The organism is Sphaerochaeta sp. PS, assembly GCF_032144095.1.
Taxonomy (GTDB): Bacteria; Spirochaetota; Spirochaetia; order Sphaerochaetales; family Sphaerochaetaceae; genus Sphaerochaeta.
Genome location: NZ_JAVSNJ010000015.1, coordinates 46,755 through 67,023 on the forward strand (window position 1 = coordinate 46,755; position 20,269 = coordinate 67,023).

The 20,269-nt window shown below is 53.3% G+C and carries 18 protein-coding genes; 12 read left to right on the plus strand and 6 right to left on the minus strand.

Annotated features, from left to right (window positions below; translation table 11 throughout):
* Nucleotides 1-20: 20 nt before the first annotated feature.
* On the minus strand, nt 21-326 hold the full coding sequence (locus ROJ03_RS11160) for an OadG family protein (RefSeq protein ID WP_313727137.1): 306 nt from the start codon (nt 324-326) through the stop codon (nt 21-23).
* 425 nt (nt 327-751) lie between these two features.
* Here ROJ03_RS11160 and ROJ03_RS11165 point away from each other — a divergent pair, with 425 nt between their 5' ends.
* From ROJ03_RS11165 to ROJ03_RS11175, 3 genes are read left to right on the plus strand one after another with little or no spacing between them, the layout of a single operon-like run.
* Nucleotides 752-1,621: an Mrp/NBP35 family ATP-binding protein gene (locus ROJ03_RS11165; protein ID WP_313727138.1), complete on the plus strand. Its 870-nt coding sequence runs from the start codon at nt 752-754 to the stop codon at nt 1,619-1,621.
* 10 nt (nt 1,622-1,631) lie between these two features.
* A complete protein-coding gene (locus ROJ03_RS11170; protein ID WP_313727139.1) occupies nt 1,632-2,240 on the plus strand; it encodes an NUDIX hydrolase in 609 nt (202 codons plus the stop codon).
* A gap of 30 nt (nt 2,241-2,270) precedes the next feature.
* Nucleotides 2,271-2,987 carry an SIMPL domain-containing protein gene (locus ROJ03_RS11175; protein ID WP_313727140.1) on the plus strand — a complete coding sequence of 239 codons (717 nt, stop codon included), beginning with the start codon at nt 2,271-2,273 and terminating at the stop codon, nt 2,985-2,987.
* A gap of 372 nt (nt 2,988-3,359) precedes the next feature.
* Here ROJ03_RS11175 and ROJ03_RS11180 read toward each other — a convergent pair whose 3' ends face one another.
* The 3 genes from ROJ03_RS11180 to ROJ03_RS11190 form a co-directional block, all read right to left on the minus strand.
* Entirely contained in the window at nt 3,360-4,475 is a 1,116-nt protein-coding gene (locus ROJ03_RS11180; RefSeq protein WP_313727141.1) for a hypothetical protein, read from the minus strand.
* A gap of 76 nt (nt 4,476-4,551) precedes the next feature.
* Complete coding sequence (locus tag ROJ03_RS11185; protein WP_313727142.1) at nt 4,552-5,520, minus strand: NAD(P)H-dependent glycerol-3-phosphate dehydrogenase; 969 nt, start codon at nt 5,518-5,520, stop codon at nt 4,552-4,554.
* Nucleotides 5,496-5,978, minus strand: coding sequence for a GNAT family N-acetyltransferase (locus tag ROJ03_RS11190; protein WP_313727143.1), 483 nt, complete (start codon nt 5,976-5,978; stop codon nt 5,496-5,498). Before ROJ03_RS11190 ends, ROJ03_RS11185 begins: the two co-directional genes overlap by 25 nt.
* Nucleotides 5,979-6,104: 126 nt before the next feature.
* On the opposite strand from ROJ03_RS11190, the gene ROJ03_RS11195 reads away from it, so the two are divergent.
* Nucleotides 6,105-7,232, plus strand: a complete 1,128-nt coding sequence (locus tag ROJ03_RS11195; RefSeq protein ID WP_313727144.1) for an FAD-dependent oxidoreductase — start codon at nt 6,105-6,107, stop codon at nt 7,230-7,232.
* Here ROJ03_RS11195 and ROJ03_RS11200 read toward each other — a convergent pair.
* Nucleotides 7,229-9,571 carry an alpha-galactosidase gene (locus ROJ03_RS11200; RefSeq protein WP_313727145.1) on the minus strand — a complete coding sequence of 781 codons (2,343 nt, stop codon included), beginning with the start codon at nt 9,569-9,571 and terminating at the stop codon, nt 7,229-7,231. The two genes, ROJ03_RS11195 and ROJ03_RS11200, sit on opposite strands and share 4 nt — an antisense overlap.
* 99 nt (nt 9,572-9,670) lie before the next feature.
* On the opposite strand from ROJ03_RS11200, the gene ROJ03_RS11205 reads away from it, so the two are divergent.
* The 8 genes from ROJ03_RS11205 (at nt 9,671) to ROJ03_RS11240 (ending at nt 19,398) form a co-directional block, all read left to right on the plus strand.
* A complete protein-coding gene (locus ROJ03_RS11205; RefSeq protein ID WP_313727146.1) occupies nt 9,671-10,915 on the plus strand; it encodes a hypothetical protein in 1,245 nt (414 codons plus the stop codon).
* 185 nt (nt 10,916-11,100) lie between these two features.
* On the plus strand, nt 11,101-12,018 hold the full coding sequence (locus tag ROJ03_RS11210) for a sugar phosphate isomerase/epimerase family protein (RefSeq protein WP_313727147.1): 918 nt from the start codon (nt 11,101-11,103) through the stop codon (nt 12,016-12,018).
* Nucleotides 12,019-12,097: 79 nt separating this feature from the next.
* Nucleotides 12,098-12,781 carry a GntR family transcriptional regulator gene (locus tag ROJ03_RS11215; RefSeq protein ID WP_313727148.1) on the plus strand — a complete coding sequence of 228 codons (684 nt, stop codon included), beginning with the start codon at nt 12,098-12,100 and terminating at the stop codon, nt 12,779-12,781.
* Between the two features lie 479 nt (nt 12,782-13,260).
* The gene (locus tag ROJ03_RS11220; protein ID WP_313727149.1) at nt 13,261-14,256 is read left to right on the plus strand and encodes a tripartite tricarboxylate transporter substrate binding protein; all 996 of its coding nucleotides are present in this window, start codon (nt 13,261-13,263) and stop codon (nt 14,254-14,256) included.
* A gap of 73 nt (nt 14,257-14,329) precedes the next feature.
* Complete coding sequence (locus ROJ03_RS11225) at nt 14,330-14,788, plus strand: tripartite tricarboxylate transporter TctB family protein (RefSeq protein ID WP_313727150.1); 459 nt, start codon at nt 14,330-14,332, stop codon at nt 14,786-14,788.
* A 21-nt stretch (nt 14,789-14,809) separates the two neighbouring features.
* Entirely contained in the window at nt 14,810-16,297 is a 1,488-nt protein-coding gene (locus tag ROJ03_RS11230; protein WP_313727151.1) for a tripartite tricarboxylate transporter permease, read from the plus strand.
* An 8-nt stretch (nt 16,298-16,305) separates the two neighbouring features.
* Nucleotides 16,306-18,639: a transketolase-like TK C-terminal-containing protein gene (locus ROJ03_RS11235; protein ID WP_313727152.1), complete on the plus strand. Its 2,334-nt coding sequence runs from the start codon at nt 16,306-16,308 to the stop codon at nt 18,637-18,639.
* Nucleotides 18,640-18,642: 3 nt separating this feature from the next.
* Nucleotides 18,643-19,398 (plus strand): aldolase/citrate lyase family protein, encoded by a 756-nt coding sequence (locus tag ROJ03_RS11240; RefSeq protein ID WP_313727153.1) that lies wholly within the window; start codon nt 18,643-18,645, stop codon nt 19,396-19,398.
* A gap of 230 nt (nt 19,399-19,628) precedes the next feature.
* Here the strand turns inward: ROJ03_RS11240 and ROJ03_RS11245 are convergent.
* A partial coding sequence (locus ROJ03_RS11245) for a PGN_0703 family putative restriction endonuclease (protein WP_313727154.1) occupies nt 19,629-20,269 on the minus strand: 641 nt, incomplete at its 5' end.

The window sequence follows — 20,269 nt, forward strand, 5'->3', positions numbered from 1 at the left end:
AGAATGACCTCCGGGGTTTCTTATTCTTTAGATTTTACGAATGCGGCCACGATGGCTGCGGCGACTTCTGCATCGGATGCAGTGCCTACGGCGACTGCTGCTGCTGCAGGGCGTTGTACGACAGCTGGACTTTTCTGAGGAAAGAACTTCCTTACAAGTGCACTGAGGCCCTTGGTGAGAAATACCAGCAACGTGAGAAACACGAACACAGTGCCCATTCCAAGAAGCATGAGAATTACTCCGTTCTCAAGCTGGGCAATAAGTTGTTCTTTCGGTAGTTGCGTTAAAAATACCATACGAACTCCTAATAGGGTTATAGTGATCATAGCCAATGACTACAAAAATTCACTGCAGACCAGTATATAGGATTTTCTTGTAGTGTTTCAAGTAACGGCAGGATACATAGATAGCAAAGCGATCTCCCTTTTGTTGCATACTGTTGCATACTGTTTCTTGCTTCTTGTCCCTTCTCCTATGGTTTTCCCTTTTCAGGGAGACAGATGCTTGATGGGAAAGGAATTGAAAACCTGTGTAGGAGAATTTCCTGAAAAAACCAGGGTTGTGGGAATGATGCCTGCATCTGATCACCGTCGACTACATTTTCGCCTGGCATGCAATAGGAAGGGAAAAGGGGTTTTTGGACAATTGTCTTTTGGCCCTTGCTGATAACTGGACTTCTCCCTTGTCTGTTTCTCCTCTTTGTCGTATGTTTTGTACGGATATATATATCCGCTAGGAGAGTTGAATCAGTATGTCTGAGGGAATTGATTTTGCACAGCGCATTGCAGAGGACAAAGCAATACGGACCCATATGGATAAGATTGGCAGGAAGATCCTGATCATGAGCGGAAAGGGCGGGGTGGGAAAGACCACAGTAACCGTCAACCTGGCCAACGCCCTTGTCGACAACGGCTGTACGGTAGGTATCCTCGATACCGACCTGCATGGCCCGAATGTGGCGAAGATGCTTGGCTGTGAGAAGGGTATTTTGCAGACCAATGATGATGGAGTCACCTTTTTCCCTGTTGAGGCCAGAAAGGGCCTTAAGGTAATGAGCCTTGCCTTCGCTATCCCTGAGCGTGATGCCCCTATCGTATGGCGCGGCCCCATGAAGATGGCAGCCATCCGGCAGTTCCTTGCCCAGGCTGACTGGGGGGAGTTGGACTACCTGCTCATTGACTCCCCTCCAGGAACCGGTGATGAACAGCTTACCGTCTGCCAGAGCATCCCTGAGCTTACCGGTACCATCATCGTCACCACCCCCCAGGAGGTGGCCATACTTGATGCACGCCGATCGGTGAACTTCTCCCGCAAGATGGGTGTCGCCATCCTTGGGGTCGTGGAGAACATGAGTGGATTGATCTGCCCTCACTGCAAGACGGAACTGCCGCTCTTTGGAGTCGGAGGTGGCAAGAAGATGGCCCTGGACATGGGTGCCCCCTACTTGGGAAGGATTCCCCTGGAGGTCTCCCTGATGGAGGCTGAGGATGCCGGACAGAGCTATCTCACCCTGCAACCGGACAGCCCCTCCTCGAAGGCCATCAAGGATATTGCACGCCAGATCAGCGAAGGGACCGCCTGTTCGACCTCACGGCCAAAAAAGAGTGAAGGTTCAAAATAAGGAGCATGTGATGTTTGATTCATCCAATGCCGGTGGCGATGCAAGCCATCTGATGTGGCAGTCCGGAAGGCGTGAGAGGGTGTTCAAAGGTCCCATCTTTGATGTCTGCACTGTAGTGCGGACATCGACCGATGGCCGGTGTTCTACCTTCATTGAAGTGGAAAGCCCAAACTGGGTGACCGTGCTGCCCTGGTATCGCAGGGAGGATGGCAAGCCCATGTTTGTGATGGTCGACCAGTTCCGCCATGGCTCATCCACCGTGACCAGGGAGTTCCCTGCCGGGGTGGTCGAGAAGGGTGAGGACCCTCTGGTTGCAGCCCTTCGGGAGCTGTTGGAGGAGACTGGTCTTGAGGCGAAGAGTGTGAAGTTGCTGGGCAATGTAAGCCCCAACTCAGCCTTCATGACCAACCGGTCCAACTTCTACCTTGTCGAGGGCGTGCGCCTCGTCTCCTCCCAGAACCTCGATGCGAATGAGCAGTTGGATGTCTTTTCGGTCCCTGTCCAGGAGGTGATCGAGAACATGGGTAGTGGAATATATGACAATGGCATCATGATGATAGCCTTGGGCTTCTTTTTGAGGGAAGCGCACAAGAGGCCTGAGCTCCTGGCGAACGAGTAAGCAACATAGGCAAAAAGGTGGTTTGATCTGATGAAAACAAAACGGATAGTGATTCTTTTCCTTTCGGTAGTGGTGGTTGTCCTCCTGTCCTCCTGCATGGCGACACAGGGCATTGTGAGGACCATCGAGGTATCCGGCAGTGGTGAAGTGGCCCTTACGGCAGACATCGCAAGTTTCAGCATCCAGGTCAGTGAGCTGGGCAAGACGACGAGCGAGGCCCAGGGCTTTGCCAACGAGAAGATGGCCGCGATCCTGACAGTGCTTCGGACCAATGGGGTTGCCGAAAAGGACATTGCCACAACCGCCCTCAACCTGCGGCCCAGCTACAAGTGGCTCGATAACCAGCAGTATCTGGAAGGCCAGGTAGCCAGCCAGAACCTCTCTGTCACGCTGCGAGACCTCCCCCGCCTGGGAAAGGTCATCGACCAGCTTGGCGAGATCTCGGGCATCTACCTCAATTCGGTAGTGCTTGACAAGGAAGACAAGAGTGCAGCACTGCTTGAGTCAAGGCAGCTGGCACTTGCCTCCGCCCTGGCCAAGGCTGAGGCCTATGCAAAGAACAGCAACATGCTGGTGGGCTCTCCCATCACCATCAGCGAATCGTCGGTGGCCTCCAATCCCTATAGCCCCCGAGCCGTCAAAATGTTGGCTTCTGAAGCCTATGACATGTCTACCGAGATTCCAGCAGGAAGCATGACGGTGAGAAGTACCATCTCAATGGTAGTTGAGATGACTAGACAAAACTAGGTTTTTGTAAATAATGGCCCAGATAAACGTGGTTTATAGATGAATTTGAGAATTTTCTAATAAAAGAATTTGAGAATTTTCTAAGAAAGGACTTAACAAGACGGACAATTGCTGGTATAGTACTTGTGTCCGAACGTGTGAACTTGTTAGACTTATGTCATCAATATGTTCACCACCTGTGTCTGTTCGTTTTTTTCCCCCTCTTCCCAGAGGTAACGGCAGTACACATTGCCCGCATTAATGCGGAACTCCCCCAAGGGTGCAAGCTTGAGGGAGTTTTTTTTGGCTCGGATGATTGGTGCAAAACGGAAGGGCTCCACCTCTTGGATTGGTGTGAGGCATGCAAGCACTTCATTGAAGGGTTGAATACGGTTATTGTCCGACCAGGTTTGAATCCAATGGGGTGATGGTTACGGTGATGGTATCGGAATACGACCCGCCCATTGCCGATACAGCACTCTGGTAGTCTATCCCTCCGACCTGCAGATCCTTGAGGTTGTTGCTTCCAAAGGAAAGGTTGGGCCAGGTGATGGGGACGCCCCTGTCCACTGGCGCTCCTCCCAGATAGAGGAAGAAGGGTATGTAGTAGTTCAATTCACTGTGCTTGAGCCTGAAGCTGCTGTTGGTACTGCCATTGCCGTCAGCGAAGGTGAGGGTGACCCCTTGCGGGCTGGAGCTGTTGTAACCAGTCAGGGTGAGCCTGGCCGACCCTACCGTGGCCTTTGATGAACCTGAGGCATTGACCAGGTTTATGGAGGCCTGGGAGGGTGTCTGTTCTATCTTGAGTGAGACATATACGGTTTTGTTGATGGCGCTCTTGTTGAGATACTTTGTGGAGCCCTGGTTATAGTTTGTGGTGAAGAAGGCCTGGGGTGTTGTCGAGCTCGCCCCGAAAGGGATGGTATACTCTGTTCCCCACCCAGCTTCTTTACGGTACATGATGGTGAAGTTCCCCAGGTTTGGTCCTGAAGCGCCTTTGAACTGAAAGCCTGCATCGGTAGCCTGGGCAGAGTTGTTGATGTTCCTGACTCCAAGGTAGAAATCGATGGTGATGGGATACTGGGGGGCTGTGGTAATGGCATCACTTGCCAGAGGGTCCTCTCCACTGCTCCAGTTGATGAGCTTCACGATGGTAGTGCTGCCATACTTGATTTTGGCGACGACCTGGGAGCCGAACACCGTCATATAGTTTATTACTGTGGTGCTTTGAAGATCATACTCCCTGCCACCGCCAAAGTTACCGGACCTTTCGATGCGCAGGGAGTACAAGGGCTGGACGCTTCCCTTCCCCACTGAGCGGATCGTCAGCGTTCCTACATGAAATGCATCGTTGAAGCCTGCGCTCTGGATCCCAAAATCTGAACTTTTATGTAGTTCTGTGTCGAAATCTTCTTCATAGGTAGCTTGGGCTGTGGCAGCCCCTAGAGAAAGGATGGCTATGCCCAACAGGGCAAGTAGTAGAAGGCTAAGTTTCTGTGCAAGCTTCATAGTCGCTCCTGAGCCCAGTATACCCAAAGAAACCTCTAGTGAAAAGCTAGCACTATAGCAGGTTGCCCATTTTGGGCTAGCTGAATGCTGAGTTCATATAGTCGTTGATGGTCTCCCCTTCGTACATCAGGCGATAGAGGGCCTGTACAAGAGGAAACTGTTCGCTTACCCCCTTCTCCCTGGTCATCTCCCCCATGAGTCTGACGGTCCTGCTTCCCTCGATTACTGTGGAAGACTTGTCTCCGCTCTCCATGGAGAACCCCTTGCCCATCAGGAGGCCAAGGGTGCGGTTGCGTGAGAGGTCGTTGAGGCTGGTCAGCCCCAAATCCCCGATGCCGCAGTAGCGGAAGATGGTTTCGGTCTCGCACTCGAAGAGGGAGAGGAAGCGCCTCATCTCATTGACCGCCTTCGTGTAGATGAGAAAGTCAACGTTGGGGGAGTTGAACCTCCCTGATACCAGGCCTATGGCTATGGCATACATGTTCTTGAGGATGCTCATCAGCTCGACCGAGCGGATATCCTCGGTAAAGTCCAGGTAAAGGCCGGTCTCTGGCAATATCGCCTGCTTGAAGGCTGTGTAGTCCTCCCTTCTCCCTCCAAAGGTGAAGGAGGAGGGGAGGCCGTGGAGCACCTCGATGGCAAAGGTAGGGCCTTTCATGCTGGCAGTCTTCTCGAATGGGATCTGCTCGGTAATGAAGGCCCCGTCATCGCTCATCCCCTTGGCAAGGTTTATGACCATGCAGTCCTCCTTGGTCATTGCCCTGATCTCCTGGGTGAAGGGGACGATGGCCTTGGAGGGGATAACCAGCAGGATGCAGTCAGCGGAGCTGAAGATGGTCTTGTCCCCGGTTGCCCTGATGCTGGTATTCAGGAAATGGGTGGGGAAATATTTGGAGTTGCGGTGGTTGCGGTTGATGTCCTCCACCACGTCTGCCTCTATGCTCCAGAGGATGACGGTATTCCTGGTGTTCCAGGAGAGGCGTTCGGCCATCGCGGTCCCGAATACGCCTGCTCCGGCGATTACGATCGTGTTGTGATGTTGCAAGTCAAGACTCCTTGGCCGTGGGGCCAGATCATGGTGAGGTGTGGTATGTTGGCTTCGTAGTAGATGGTAGGGTCCTCTACGGTGAAACCCAGTTTTTCATAGAAGGGAGAGATTCTTGTCTGGGCATGGATATAGACCCTGCCGGATACAAGGGCAAGGGCATTTTCCACCAGGAGCTTTCCGAACTGCTTGCCCCGGTACTGCTCCAGGACAGCGATGCGCTCAAGCTTGGTGCCTTCACTGGTCTTCCTGATCCTCAGGGTCCCCACTGCCTCTTGCCCAAGCAAGAGGAGGAGGTGGGCACAGCTATCGTCCTTGCCATCGAAGTCGATGGCCTCGTCGACGCCCTGGCCTTCCACGAAGACGCTTCTGCGGACAGCTTGGCATTGGAGCAGCAGAGGGCGGTTCTCGCTCTTGGCTGCCGCACTCTCCTGGATAAGGATCAGTTGTGTTTCCATGCCGCCCATACTACTGCTAAGCGGTGGTTTGGGGCAAGTGCGTATCTAATTGCGACTTTGGCCCCTGCCGTCCATGGACAGGCTCCCCTGTTTTCAGTAGCTTTGAAAGGGACGAGGTATCATAGTATGCACATAGTAATAATAGGAAATGGTGTTGCCGGAGCTACGGTGGCCCAGAAACTTGCACATAAAGGGGTGGAGGTGACGCTGTTTGCAGAGGAGCCATACGGTTTCTACAGCAGGATCATGTTGCCCCACTCCCTGTACGACAAGGAGGCCCTTGCCCACCTTATCTCCAAGAGCGATCCTCCCTATCTGGTGAAACAGCCGGTCACCGGCATTTTCCCCGATAGGAAGGAGGTCGAGACCGGTGATGGCAAGCTCTACTCCTACGACAAGCTGGTCATCGCAACCGGCAGCCGTTCGCGCACCCTGGAGATCTTCTCCAACACCGAAGGGGTGTGTACCCTCAGGACCTTCTACGATGCCCTTCTGATAGGGGACATCATCACCAGCCCTGTCGTGGTGCTTGGTGGAGGGCTGCTTGGGCTTGAGACTGCGCTGAACCTCAACAACAAGGGCTTCGATGTGACGGTGTGTGAGGCCGCAGACAGGATCCTGGTACGCCAGCTGGATACGGTTGCCGCTACGATGCTCCGCTCTAAACTGGAGGAGGAGGGCCTGACGATACGCGAATCGACCAAGACCATCGGCAAGCGTCTCGATGCGGATGCGAAGCTGGTTGCCCTTGAGGTGGAGGGCTCGCCCGAGATTCCTTGCAATACCCTCATCCTCTCTCTCGGGGTTTTCCCCGAAGTGTCTCTTGCCAGAGAGGCAGGGCTGAGGATCAAGAGGGGGATTGTCGTCGATGACTACCTGAGGACCAGCGATGAGGATATCTATGCGATAGGGGATTGTGCCGAGCACAATGGCCAGATCCCGGCGATCGTGCCTGTAGCCCTTGCGATGGCTGATACGGTCATAGCAAATCTGACAGGTGGGGATAGGGTCTATGAGGAGCCGGTGCTCTTTACCCGTTTCAAGGACGAGGCCCTGGATGTCATCAGTGTCGGTGACGTTACAGCCATTCCCCTGAGCAAGCGGGTAGGCGAGCGGTATGAGGCGTACTTCCTCAAGGAGGGCACCCTTGCGGGGGCCATCCTCTATGGAAGTAGCGAGCATCTGAAGTTTGTCCGGATGAACTACCAGAAGCCTGTCAGCGAAGGGGAGATAGCTGCCTTGCTCGACTTCTAGTCGATCTTCTTGCAGATGTAGATCCTGCTTCCAAAGTCTCCCAATACCCGGGTTTCCCCGTCGTAGCCGGTTCCCCCGAACTGCTGGTTGAGCTTGATGCCCGCATTTGCAAGCAACTCACCGCTCACCCGGTAGTGCTCCACCTCACTGTCGAAGGAGAGGGCTTTGCTCAGGGTATCCTGGGCAAGGCCGCCTTCTGCGATGGCGAGAGGACTGATGCGGTTCACCAGATCCCCGAAGGTGCGGATGTCGATCTTCTGCTGTCGGGGGAACACCTCGTAGGTAGCATTCAGGTCGACGGCCTCGATCTTCAGCCGATCGCTTCCGGGGTTGCTCTGGTTGAGCTTCTGGGCAAAGAGCACCAGCAGGGTGGACCTGTCGCCGCTTGCCACAGCCCATACCACATGGTTTGCGCCTCTGTTGGCCCATTTTACCCTGGTGAAGGTACCGTACTGCAAGAGCGAGCGGTTGGCCTTGTAGAAGCTTATCTGCGAACGTATCGCCTCCTTCTGCTGGCGATTGAGCTTGGTGAGGTCAAGCTCATAGCCCAGGACCCCGAATGATGCAACGTTGAACCGTGCCTCAAGGTCTGTCTTCCTCAATGTCTGGTGGTTGGGTGAGGTGCTCACATGGCTTCCCATCGTGGAGAGGGGGTAGCCACAGCTGGTTCCCTCCTGGATATAGAGCCTGCAAAGGGCATCGGTGTTGTCGCTGGTCCAGGTCTGGGGCATGAAGCAGAGCATGCCGAGGTCGAATCGGTTGCCCCCGCTTGCGCAGGACTCGAAGAGGACGTTCGGAAAGGCTGTTGTCAGGCGGGAGAGCAGTTCATAGAGGCCCAGCACATAGCGGTGGAGGAACTCCCCATGGTTCTTGATCTCCTTGTTGGAGCTGTACAGGTCGCTGAAGGTCCGGTTCATGTCCCACTTGATGTAGTTTACATCAGCGAGGTGCCAGGTGTCGGAAAGCATCTTGAAGAGGTAGTCACGCACTTCGCTTCTGGTGAGGTCCAGCAGGTACTGGTTCCTGCCCACGCTGGGCTTCCTGCCGGGTATCGCCACCATCCAATCGGGATGCTTCTTGTAGAGCTGGCTCTCGATGCTGACCATCTCTGGCTCTACCCAGAGGCCGAACATCATTCCCATCCGGTGGATCTCCAGGGCAAGGCCACCCAGGCCTGAAGGGAGTTTCTTGGGGTTGACCGTCCAGTCACCGAGGCTGGTGGTGTCGTCGTTTCGTATGCCGAACCATCCGTCGTCCAGGACAAAGAGCTCGGCGCCCAGGCTTGAGGCCTCCCGGGCAAGGCTTATGAGCTTGTCTTCGGTAAAGTTGAAGTAGGTGGCCTCCCAGTTGTTTACCAGCACTGGCCTTTCCCGGAATTTCCACTCTCCCCTGATGATGTGGTTGTTGACGAAGTGGTGGAAGTTCTGGCTTGCCCCGTTCAGCGCCTTGGGGGAGAAGGTGAGGATAGCCTCGGGGCTCTGGAAGCGGTCCTGGGGGCCGAGGTCCCAGCTGAACTGGGAGGGGTTGATGCCGGTAAGCAGCCGTATCTTCCCATAGGGGGAGGTCTCCACCACCTCCCGGTGGTTGCCGCTGTAGATGAGGTTGGTCCCTATGCACTCCCCATCCTCGTTGGTAAGGAAGATGCAGGGGTTGTGTTCGGCTGAGCTTACCCCGGTCTTGCTGTCGTTGATGATGATGCCAGGGCTTAGGGGCCTTTCATGCATGTACCGCTCCCGTGCCCAGGCCCCGTCGAAGGTGACGAGGTTCCACCCATCGCCGTCGAGGTCAAGTTGCAGGGATGCGAGGTTGCGGATGGTGATGGTCCTGTCGCTGTCGTTGTAGATGGCCGACCTGCGGGTTATGACGTCGCTGTCCTCGAAGGTCGTGTAGGTCAGGACAAGCCGTATGGGCAGGCCGCTCTCCTTGAGGGTGATCTCCAGCGTGGTGCAGGTGCTCTTGTCCCCATAGGATTCAGGCAGGCCGCTGAAGGTCCTGGGTTTGCCTGGGATGATCCTGAAGCTCTTGACCACAAAGTCCAGGGTCTGCATGCCACGTCCATACTCGATGTCGACGAAACTCTCTCTACAGTCTCCCTTTCCCATGCTAGAATACTCTAGGCAGAGATTCCCAAGGAAAAGGGTTGGGTTATCGCTGCTGTATGCAGTCCCTGTCCCGATGCTCAGGCTTCTTTTTTCTGCCAGGGCTGCATGGGAGATTCCCTCAGAGCTGATTTTCTTGCCATAATAGAGGTGTTCAAGGTGTCCTGTCTCTGTAATGGCGAAGAGGTAGGTTGTATTGTTGGTGGAAAGATTGAAAAGCTGGTCCTTCTTGGAAATCATTCTTGGTTCTCCTTGAACAAGAGCTAGGTATCTTGTATCAGTATACTGTGTTGGGGTATTTTTGCCACCCTGCTTATGAGTGAATTGAGGAGAAGTGTAATGGATATTCGACGTTTGAGGTTGTGGGAGAGTCGGAATGCTACGGTTCTGAACAATGACCTGATACGCATTGTTCTGGAGGACCAGGGTGGGATGACCCTGGAGCTGAGTAGCGACACCCCCGCCGGTGGGCGAATCAATGCCCACCTGCTTCCCCATTACCGGGGCAGCGGTACCTCGGTGTTCAGCGACGAGAATGGTGAATACTGGAAGAACAGTCCCTTCCTCTACCAGAAAGCGGGTTCGTACCTCAGCTTCCCCAACTTTGGCCAGGCCTATGCCAATGAACGTGACCAACAGGACCACAATGGCTATACAGCCTCCTCCTACTGGATGGTCGAGCGCTATGGTACTGACCCCCAGTTCGGTGGGGTGTGGCTGATGAGCCTGGTTCGTAACCGCAAGGCAAAGTGGCAGGTTCGCAAGATCGACATGCTGCTTCCCAACCAGCCGGTACACTACACTGCGTGCGTCATCACCAATACAGGGACAGAGGACCTCATTGCAAATGCCGTGTGGAACAATGAGTTGGGTTCCCCCTTCCTTGAGTCGGGGTGTGTGCTCAACGCAAGTGCCACTTCATGGATGACAGGCGATGAGACACAGCTTATCGGTGTAAACTCCCGGCTTGAACCAAACACCAAGTTCGAGGACTGGAAGAAAGCCCCTCTCAAGGGGGGAGGGACAGTCGACCTGACAGAGGTTCCCCCTGTCATTGGCAAGAGTGACTTCATCTCAGGCTCGATCCCCCGTACGGCAAGCCTGGGGTGGTCGAGTGTCATCAACCCCCGCCAGCAGATGGTATACTTCAACTTCTTCCCGGGCCCGGCAGCCTTGGCTAAGGATGAGGTGCCCATCAACTTCAACAACTTCATGTTTGACTACGGCGGGAGAAGCGAAACCCCTTGGACCCTCTACCAGGGGGGGATGAGCCAGCAGTACTCCCTCAACTGCGGTTCAGGGACCAACAATCTCTACACCGGCCTTGAGCATGCCCAGCCAGGGGATACGGTCCTTGGCTGTGATTCCCTCATCACCATCAAGGCAGGGGAGACGAAGAAGTTCTACTACGCATCGGCCTTCAGCCCCTACGACAACAATCGTATAGGAGGCAACTTCCATACTGTGGAACAGGTGGTGGAGGGCATCGTATTGAAGAGGACCAAGAGCTGGGCCTTCATCCCCTGCGATTCGATATTCCACTCCCTGAAGGAACTGACCAAGAGGCTGTTGGCCTCGGAGTAGGGAGCATGCATCAAGAGGGAAAAGGCAAGAAGGAAAAGGCAAGAGGGCAAGAAGGCAAGGGGGTGTGAAAACACTCCCTTTCCTTTTGGCCAAACTTTCAAGGATAACCATTTGACAGGAGCGTGTGGTGTGTCTATTATATAGATGATATATCAAACTATTTCTCTTCCTTGGAGGCAATGCATATGCAAGGAACGTTATCAACATATATGAAGGTAGGGCTTATCCAGTTCATGGCCTATCCTGTAAGCAGTGGAGAGGGCCCCATCGAGGAGTCGTTCAAGAAGATTGCGATGGACCCGTTCTTTGAGGCCGTGGAAGTTACCAGAATGAAAGACCCTCTGGTTCGCCAGAAGGTCCGTGCGATGAAAGAGACCGCCAAGATGACCCTTACCTATGGGGCACAGCCGAGGTTGCTCTCGGCCAAGATGAACATCAATGACCTTGACGAAGGCAAGCGCCTTGCAGCCCTGGAAAACCTCAAGGAGGGGATTGACGAGGCGTATGAGCTGGGCTCTTCTGGCTTTGCTTTTCTCAGCGGCCACTATGCTGAGGAGACGAAGGAAGCATCCTTCGACGCCTTGGTACGGTCGACCAAGGAGCTCTGCCGCTACGCCCGGCAGAAGGGTTCCATGAAGGTTGCCCTGGAGGTCTTCGACTACGACATCGACAAGAAGAGCCTCATCGGGCCGGCCTCCCTGGCCGCACGCTATGCCAAGGAGATCCGCAAGGAGTATCCTGACTTCGGGCTTCTGGTTGACCTGAGCCACATCCCCCTCTTGCATGAGACCATCGAGGAGGCACTGCTGCCGGTCAAGGAGTATATCGTCCACGCCCATATGGGTAACTGTGTCATCAAGGACCCGACGTTGCCGGCCTATGGCGATGCCCATCCCCGTTTCGGGTTCCCGGGGGGAGAGAATGATGTTGATGAGCTTGCCCACTACCTTGAGGTGCTGTTTTCTATCGGATTTTTCTCCCAGAAAACAAGACCTGTGGTAAGCTTTGAAGTCAAGCCCTATGGAGACGAGGATCCCGACCTGGTTGTTGCCAATGCAAAACGGACACTTCTTCTGGCTTGGGACAAAGTAACGAAAAAATAGGTGGCATTCCCTGTCAACTAGCGTATAGAATCGCTACTTGACAGATTACCATGTCAGTAGTAATCAAGGAAGTATCGTCATGCAGAATGAGCTACAGAGCAACAACCTCTTTCAGACCGCCGCAGAGAAGGCTTATGAAACCATAAGCAAGAAGATCATAGAGAACGAATACAAGCCTGGGATGCGGTTGGTCAGGAGAAAGCTTGCAGAAGAACTCGGAATGAGTCCCATCCCCATCCTGGAGGCAATGAAGCGTCTGGAGCAGGATGGCCTGATCGAATACAAGGCCCATTGGGGCTCGATCGTAACCATCCCCACCATTGAGCGGGTCATGGACATGTTTGCCCTCCGGGAAGCCCTGGAGTGCCAGGTGGCCCGCATCATAGCCGTGAAGGCAACGGCGGAGCAGGGGCAGAACCTTCGCCTCATTGCCGAGGAGCTGGACCGGCTGCGCTTTGAGCAGGCCGATGCCGCCAAGATAACGGAGTATCACCTCAAGTTCCACATGACGATGGCCGAGTATACCGGTTTCAACTCCCTCATTTCCGGTTTGCACAAGCTCAACTTCAACTGGCTCCTCTTCAAGGCTGTCCTTACCAGAAGAAGCCAGTCAGCCCTACAGCGCTACTGGCATGTGAAGCTGTTGGACAACATCCTGGGCAAGGATCCCGATGATGCGGAGAAGGCGATGAGAGAGCATGTCTACGATGCCTATAAGCCATTCCTTGAGGATATTGAGCTACACAAGAAGCCTCTCGAGTAAGAGAAGGACATCAAGCCAAACCACATTGCAATAAACCAAGCTGAATGAAGCAATACAGGACAGCAGATCCCCACAACAGGAGATCTGCTGTTTTGTATGTAGAGCGTCTCCCCCAGTTCCATGGTGGTGCTCCTCCTTGAGGAGATGTTTCCCAGAGGGAACCTGGAAATTGTAGCGGGGCTTTCAACCTGCCAGAAAAACCTTTGCTGTAGGTGAACAATAAGGCCAATTGAGGAGTATTAGCTGGCTTTTTTGGATTTTTAAATCCCTATGCTCAGGGTACAGGTGTACGGGTATAGTACAGTGGGTCTGTACTTTCAGAAATTGTAAATATATGTAATATAATGTTTTAAAAATAGTGAAGATTAAAATTGACAGATAAATATATATGATATATCATCTATAGTATCAATCAGAACCAAGTTCTTTGGTTCTTCACCACAAGAAGCCATTGGCTTCTACAATTAAGGAGAAGAGACATGAAACGTTTCTTGAAACACACTCTGCTGATTACCCTGCTCTGTACAAGCATGACCCTTTTTGCTGCTGGTAGTCCTGAAAAGGCCCCTGTTGCAAATGCCGCCGCCGATTACCCCTCCAAGCCAATCCAGGTAATCCTTCCAGTAGGTGCTGGTGGTGATACCGACCTCAACGCAAGACTGTTCTCTCGGTATATGGAGAAGGAACTCGGCAAGTCCTTTGCCATCGTCAACACCTCCGGTGGTGGTGGAACGATCGGGATGCAGAAGGTCCTGGACGCTCCTGCTGACGGCTACACTGTCCTCTTCTATCATGGTGAGGCGATGATCCCCAAGATTGCAGGCATGGTGGACTACGGTTTGGAAGCCTTTGATATGGTAGGTGTTTGTCTTCTTGACGATACCACCGTCCTTGCAACCCACCCCGGTATGCCTTTCAAGAACATCCCTGAGTTTGTCGCCTATGCTAAGGCCCATCCTGGTGATGTCGAGTTCGGCATGATGACAGGCGGCTACCCCCACCTTGTCGGTATCGTGCTTGAGGATGTTGCAGGCATCGACCTCAACCTGGTCGACGTTGGCGCCAATGCTGCCAAGACCGTTGCCCTCAAAGGCCGCAAGACCCAGGTCATCAACACCCAGTATGGTCTGACCCTGGACTACTTCAAGTCCGGTGACTTTGTGGTACTCGGGCTGACCAGCAAGAACCGTAACCCACTCTTCCCCGATGTTCCTACCACAACTGAGCAGGGCCTCCCTCTTGAGTTCAACAAGTTCTTCTTCTATGCCATGCCCAAGGGGACTCCCAAGCCGATCATCGACAAGTTCTCTGCAGCAATGAAGCGTGTTGTCGAGAACCCAGAGTACCAGGCAGAGGCTGCCAAGTATTTCGTAACCCCGACCTACCTGAATCCAGAGGATTCCACAAAGCTTGCCGAAGATACCTACCAGTACTTTGCGCAGTACCAGAACCTGATCAGAGGGACCTCGAAATAGTCTCCCCGCACATCCAATCCGTTGCAAGGCATGGTCTCCATGTCTTGCAACGTTCATTCTAGAGGAAGAGAGCATGCATAAAAAAAATATCGGGCTAGGAGCCTTCAGCATCATCCTTGGCGTGGCAATGTACCTGGCTAGTTTCGGCATCAGGGATTTCGCTGCAGTCGGGGTAGGGGCAACCTTTTTCCCCCGTCTCGCCAGCTTGGGGTTTGTCATACTGGGGGCACTACTCATCCTCCAGGTCCTCAGAGGACCAAAGCCTCTCCCCGAAGCAAAGAGCCCTACGAAGAGAAACTATTCGATTGTCCTGTCCATGGTCCTGCTGGTGATCTTTCTGGCACTGCTGGAAAGTCTTGGCTATATCATCTGTTCGGCCCTGTACATTTTTTTCCAGATTCTCATCCTTGCCCCTGAGAAAAAGAAGAACTATGTACTGTATGGAATCATCTCAGTGATCAGCTCGTTGGCAACCTACCTGCTGTTCGTTCGTGTATTTCAAGTCATGATCCCAAGCGGAATATTGGGATAACATACCGGGAGTTACCTAGCTATGATAATTGAAGGAATACTGTCCGTTTTGACGGTAAAGACCATATCCTTGATCTTTGGAGGCACTGTACTGGGAATCCTGTTTGGATCGATCCCGGGCATTACCGTAACCATGGGAGTGGCACTGTTTCTCCCCATCACATTCAGCATGGAACCTGTAGAAGGGCTCTCCTTGCTTATGGGGCTCTATATCGGAGGGACTTCAGGGGGCCTCATATCAGCAGTGCTCCTGAACATTCCCGGCACCCCAGCCTCCATCTGCACCTGTTTCGATGGTGCTCCTTTGGCCCAGCAGGGCAAGGCAGGGAAGGCCCTTGGGCTTGGTATCGTCTACTCCTTCCTGGGAGGGATGTTCAGCCTGGTCGTCCTCTTCTTCATCTCCCCCTGGCTTGCAGGCATCGCCTTGAACTTTGCCTCCTATGAGTATTTCTCCATCGGGATATTCAGCCTGACCCTGGTATCGACGATGAGCGGGAAGTCTTTCGTGAAAGGGCTGTTCAGTGCCCTGTTGGGCTTTTCGTTCACCTTCATCGGGATGGCACCCATCACGGCCTTCCCCCGGTTTACCTTTGGGTTCAAGCAGCTCAATGGTGGGTTGAGCCTCCTGCCCATCCTTATCGGGTTGTTTGCTGTCTCCCAGCTTTTTGAGTCTTCAAACAAGGATGAGGAAGAGGTCAAGCCGGTCGAGTACTCGATCAAGGGCTTCGGGTTCTCCTTCAAGGAGTTCCTCTCCCAGAAATGGAATTTTCTGCGTTCTGCCCTGATAGGCACAGGCGTTGGTATCCTCCCCGGTCTTGGTGGGGCGATCTGCAGTGTGGTGGCCTATGGGGTTGCCAAGAAACAGTCGAAATACCCCGAGAAGTTTGGTACCGGCGCTATCGATGGCATCGTTGCCTCTGAGACCTCCAACAACGCCTCGACCGGTGGTGCCCTTGTTCCTCTCATGACGCTGGGTATCCCTGGTGACAACACCACAGCCATCCTGCTTGCAGGCTTCATGGTGCATGGCATCACCCCCGGCCCTCTGTTGTTCGAGAACAACGGGGTGTTGGTCTACGGGATCTTTACCGCCCTGGTCCTTGCCAATATCTTCATGATCATCTCCGAGTTCGGCGGCATGCGCCTCTTCGTGAAGGTCCTGAAGGTGCCCAAGCACTTCCTGCTTCCCATCGTCCTAACCCTCTGTGTTATCGGCTCCTATGGGCTGAACAACAGGATGTTCGATGTCTGGACCATGCTGTTCTTCGGCATCCTTGGCTTTGGCATGAAAAAGTTCGAGATCCCCTCCACCCCTCTGCTGTTGGGTGCCATTCTCGGACCCATCATTGAGACCGAGCTGCGCCGGGGTCTGATGAGAAGCAAGGGAAGCTTCCTTCCTTTCTTTACCGAACCCATTTCCGGGGTCATCCTCACCATTACGATTCTTGTTGTGCTGTTTTCAGCAATCCAGACCCTCAGGAAAGCAAACCTACAAAAACGCGCCCAATAGGAGACCTTATGCAAAGAACCATAGTCAACAATCAGATAGCTCTCAAGCATTGGGAGAAGAGTGCTGACCTTATAGACCAATTCATCGACATCCCCCTCAACTACCGCCAGAGCGGCCACCCCGGTGGCTCCCGTTCGAAGGTACACATGTTCCTCTCCCTCCTGCTCAGTGGGGCGATGAGATGGGACATCCGTGACAGCGACAAGCGCTTCGGGGACAAGTTCGTCCTGGGGTGTGGGCATACCATACCGTTGGTGTATGCCACCCTTGCACTCCTCAATGAGGCGATGAGGGCAAAGTATGAAGAGACGGGAGATTCCAGGTATCTCATCAAGGATGAGGAGCACAGGGCCTTGTATTGGGAAGACCTCGTGGGATTCAGAAACCGCGGGGGGCTTTCAGGACATGCCGAGGCCAATGGTAAGAGTTCCTTCCTTAAGGCCAATACCGGGCCCTCGGGCCATGGTACCCCTGCAGCCGCAGGCCTGGCTTTTTCGCTCAAGCGCTCTGGTGCTGCTGGGGTGAAGGTCTTCATCATGGAAGGTGAGGGTGGGCTGACCCCTGGAGCTACCCATGAGACGCTCAATACCGCCTGGGGCATGGCCCTGGACAACCTGCACTTCCTGGTCGACTGGAATGACTTTGGCATTGATGGGCACAAGACCAGCGAGGTCGTCTATGGCGAGCCCAAGGATTGGTTCGCTCCCCATGGCTGGAGGGTGGTAGGCACAGAGCATGGTTCTGAGTTTGCATCCCTGACCGAGAAGCTCGATGAATTGACCAACGACCTTGATGGGAGGAAGAGCCCTTCCATGCTCTGGTTCAAGACCCGGAAGGGCCGTGGCTACCTCAAGTATGACTTTGCCTCCCATGGTGCACCCCACAAGAAGAACGGTGTGGAGTACTGGACGCTTCGTAGGGAGTTTGCCAACAAGTATGGTGCCCAGTTTGTGAATATGGATGGCCCATACCAGGAAGGATCGGACGAGTTCCGCCAGAACCTCAAGGCTGTTGCCGATGTCCTGCGTTCGGACAAGGCCCTGGTGACCTATCTTGCCGACCGCCTTGTGGAGCTTGGGGATTCGGTTCCCACCCATATTGAGGGGTACAAGCTTGACAGGAAGGGCAATCCCTTCCATGACAGAAGCCTGTGGGACTTTGCCTCCTACCCGCAAGGGATGTGGGCAAAACCCGGGACCAAGGCAGCCAACCGTGCTGCGATGGGCAAGTGGGGATCCTATATCAACCATGTGGGAAAGACTCAGTATGGCAGACCCATCTTCCTGGCTTCCTCAGCCGACCTTGCCGGATCGACGAACCTTGCCGGTTTTGGAACTGGCTGGGAGGGTGACGAAGGGTATGGGTGGTATGAGCGTGTGGGAACCGATGAGGGTGTCATGGCTCCAACGGAGATCACCGAGTTCTCCAATGCCGGGATGCTCTCCTCTGTTGCCTCCTTGAACCTTTCCGAAAAGCCCCAGGATGAATTTGATGGGTTCTATGGGGCGGTGTCGACCTACGCTTCGTTCTCCTATCTCAAGTATGGCCCGCTCAGGCTCTTTAGCCAGTTTTGTCAGGATGCCGACCATAAGGTTGGCAAGTTCCTCTGGGTTGGTGCCCATAGTGGTCCAGAAACCGCTGATGACAGCAGGACCCACTTTGGAATCTTCTCCCCGGGTGTTACCCAGCTCTTCCCCAAGGGGCAGATACTGAACCTCTATCCTTGGGAGTACAACGAGGTGCCTGTCCTCCTGGGTGCTGCATTTGCCTTGGATGTGCCTCTCATCGCGTTGCATGTGACCAGGCCCGAGATCACAATACCGGACCGAAAAGCCTCTGGGATACCCTCTCATTTTGAGGCAGCAAAGGGTGCGTATGTGCTCAGGGAGTACACCAAGGGCCAGGATAGGGGTGGTACGATCTTTATCCAGGGTACCAGTGCCGTGGCCTCGGCTGTGGAGTTGCTGCCTCTTCTGGAGAAGGAGCAGGTCAACGTGAAGCTGGTCTGTGTAACCAGTCCTGAGCTCTTTGCCCTGCAGGGCAAGGAGTATAGGGACTCTGTGGTAACCCCAGCCGATAGGGCTGACTCGACGTTCATCACCACCCATGCTAGGCGATTGATGAGTGAGTGGGTTTTCAATGACCTGAGCGAGGAGTATGCCCTCAGCAGCGATTATGACGACCGTTGGAGAACTGGCGGGTCCCTTGAAGAGGTCCTTGATGAAGCCCATATGAATCCCAAGTGGATTCTCGAGGCCATCAAACGATTCGCCTCCGATCGCCCCAAACGGTTGGCAACACTTACGCTACAACTTGAATCAGCGCTAGGCGCAAAGGAATAGGGAATGTCTATACAAGAAGTTCGTGATGGGAAGGTCGTGGTTGGAACGATGATACGCATGGTGCGTAATTCAGCCATTGTCCTGGTGGCAGCAAATGCTGGACTGGATTTTGTCATGTTTGATATGGAACATGGTGCATTTAATTTTGAGACGATAGCCGATGCAGCTTCTCTTGCAAGGGCGAAGGGCATAGAGTGTTTTGTTCGTGTTCCCGAGCTGTCCAAGGGCAATGTCTCCCGCGCCCTCGATTGTGGTGTGACGGGTGTCATGGTTCCCATGATCCGTACTGCCAATGATGCCAAGCTTTTTGCCGGTTGGGCAAAGTACGCCCCCATAGGGGAGCGTGGTCTTGGTGGCAATGGTGCCCATACCGAGTACCATGACGAGGGGTCAAACTCCGAGGCTTTCATGCCCAGTGAAAATGCCAGGGTCCTGACGATTGCGCAGATCGAGCTCTCTGAGGCGATCGACAATATTGATGCCATTGCAGCTGTCGATGGCATCGATGCCCTGCTGATCGGGCCTGCAGACCTTTCCAACTCCTTGGGTGTCAGTGGCCAGTTCAACCATCCCAAGATGGATGCGGCAATCCAGAAGGTTGCTGATGCTGCGAAGAAGCATGGCAAGGTCTTTGGCTTCCATGCAGGCGATGAGCTTGTCCGCAAGTGGATCCCAGAAGGTCTCACCCTCAGGATGAGCCTGATGGACATCAACCTGCTGCTCAAGGGGATGCAGGCTATCACCAAGTTGAGGGACTAAGAGAGCTAGGTAAGAAAGGCAAAGAAGAAATAGCTGAGGGGCTGTTCTAAAAGAGTAGAGATATTCTTGGGAACAGCCCTTTTTTTGTATGAAGGGAGGCCTTTATACCCCTTTCTGCTATATGTTTATGTAAAGACGAGGAATATCAGAAAACACCGTAACCGGTTTCTCCAATATCAGCAGAAGTTGAGCCAAGGGTTACTTTCCTTCTTAGCAATGCACCTGATGAATTACAATTCTTTAACAGAAAATCGATATTTGTCAGTTATTTTTGGAAGAGTCCGTGCATACGTTTTAGCAACATGACAATCACTCCACAGCTCCTCATATTTCATCACTCTGAAATCCATATAAGGTTTAATTATTGATTGGAATTCCCTAAGCTCAAGTAAATGCTGAGAGTAGACTTGAGGAGTAACTTGATCATCTTCAGGCGTCCAATATATGTAAAGAAGTATCGGCACCTTTTTTTCGAACTGGGCACGTTTGAGCAAACCGATTGTATGCTTGATCATCTGTGAAAAATCAAAATGGTATAGGTCCTGTTTTCTTTGATAAAACTGGATAACATTTTCCATGAACCCATCAGGGAGGTAAAACTGCAATATCTTTGCATTATCCTCTCGTACATAAGCATCAAGTTTCTGACGCTTAGAATCCAGAATTTCAAGAAATTTAGATTCTACCCCGATAATATGGCTGGAATTCTCAAGATAGAAATCTAGGTTAGGGGGAGTCCCTCCCAATCCTGTTGGGAGTTTATATTCGAATCTTGCTTGGGAAAAATGTGTTTCGTTAAGGAATCTGGCTTCTCTCATTTTCTCTTTCATCGGAGCGAACGAGTTAATGCAAAGGGCTGCTGAAGACTGTA